This window comes from Alkalibacterium psychrotolerans (assembly GCF_054784355.1).
In genome coordinates this window covers 1-1,675 of record NZ_BAAGPH010000086.1, presented here as the reverse complement: position 1 = coordinate 1,675, position 1,675 = coordinate 1, and the positions used below count along the sequence as shown (strand labels likewise).

Here is a 1,675-nt window from a genome sequence, read left to right as displayed (position 1 = left end):
TCCAGTGTAAAATGTACTTGGGTCATGTAAAGTCCTCCTGGGTATGTTTTTGTGGTTAAAAACATTGTACCGTAAAAGGACCTTACATGGCCTTTTTGCTTTTACACAATTATATGGACTTTATCCCTTTCCTCGTGTATAATTAAAGAATTAGCACATAAATTTAAGGATGGTTCTTATGGATATCAAACAATTAAAATACTTCATTGAAATCGCTAACACTAAAAATCTTTCTCAAGCGGCCCGGAACCTCTTTGTTACACAGCCGACCTTGTCCTTTACTCTCAAAAAGCTCGAGTCTGAACTAAATACTAAACTGTTTCACCCACATGAAAAGTCCTTTAATCTAACTCGTTCAGGTAAACTTCTTTATAAAAAAGGCATGCACATTGTTGAGGAATTTGATGATATGGTACATAAAATACAACACATGAAATCGGATACAAAAGAAACCATCCGACTTGGCTTGACGATTTTATTTGCCGTCCAGTACATGCAGCAGATTTCTAATTTTATCGCGACGCATCAGAATGTTGATTTAATTATTACGCAAAACGGTTCCCGTAAAATTCAGAAGATGCTGGCTAACGATGAACTGGATATCGGACTGGTTTCGTTTCCAAATACTCAGTCCAATTCCATTTCAATCGAAGCGCTCAATACATCGACTAAAGGCTACAACGTCCATGTTGTCATGCCCGAAAGCAATCCATTGGCTGAAAAAACTGAACTGAAATTTGAAGATTTAAAAGATCAGCGATTTTCCACCCTGAACGAAAACTTCATGGTCGGTCAAATGCTCCTCGATCGCAGCAGACATCTGGGCTTTGAGCCTAATATTGTCATGTATCACGATGATCTTCAAGTTCTTTTGTACAGTCTGCAGACACTTGATTCCATCTGTCTTCTTCCTATTGAATACAAATCCATCGGTGCTCTCAACGGACTTAAGTGGGTTCCTCTCAAAGACAAGAACGATTACTTTTCAATCGGTGTGGCTTTGAAAAAAGGAAAAGCTCCCACAAAAGCCATTAATGAGCTGATAGACGAAATTAAGAAAAACTGACTGCAGTTTCTGAAGCTTTACTCTTAATCTGGGTAAGGCTTTTTTAATACAAGTTGGACTCGTCAGTGAACTTACTTAAGTTTTCTTTGACATCCTGAAGGAAGCGTCCAGCCTGCAGGCCATCGATAATGCGGTGATCAATTGACAAGCATAAGTTGACCATATCCGCTGTCTTGAAGCCGCCATCTTCAGTTGGCAGGAAACGTTTGTTGATGCTTTCCACTTGTAGAATAGCTGCCTGCGGGTGATTAATGATTCCCATAGACTGCACTGAGCCAAAGCTGCCGGTATTATTAACCGTCATTGTACCACCGGAAATATCACTGCTGCTCAATTTACCGTCACGGGCCAGACCGGCTAGACGACTGATTTCCTTGGACAGTCCGCTTAATGAATAATGATCGGCATTGTGAATGACTGGGACAAATAAATGTTCATCTGTCGCAACCGCAATCGACATGTTGATGTCTTTATGGTAGACAATCACTAGTGTTGCATAAAACTTAGAATAAATGATTTCCACAGATTGTTACTTTCGTCACAAATGGTTTTCGTTAAAATTTCCAAAAAAGTCAATTGCTGGCGCAAGGGATGACTTTTTCCAGAAAT

General features: G+C 39.7%; 2 protein-coding genes. One reads left to right on the top strand and one right to left on the bottom strand.

Annotation, left to right across the window (positions count from 1 at the left end; all coding sequences use genetic code 11):
- The first annotated feature begins 178 nt into the window (after window positions 1-178).
- Window positions 179-1,066 carry a LysR family transcriptional regulator gene (locus tag ACYVLS_RS09020; RefSeq protein ID WP_460323742.1) on the top strand — a complete coding sequence of 296 codons (888 nt, stop codon included), beginning with the start codon at window positions 179-181 and terminating at the stop codon, window positions 1,064-1,066.
- Between the two features lie 43 nt (window positions 1,067-1,109).
- Here ACYVLS_RS09020 and ACYVLS_RS09015 read toward each other — a convergent pair whose 3' ends face one another.
- On the bottom strand, window positions 1,110-1,589 hold the full coding sequence (locus ACYVLS_RS09015; RefSeq protein WP_460323740.1) for a 2-oxo acid dehydrogenase subunit E2: 480 nt from the start codon (window positions 1,587-1,589) through the stop codon (window positions 1,110-1,112).
- Window positions 1,590-1,675 lie beyond the last annotated feature (86 nt).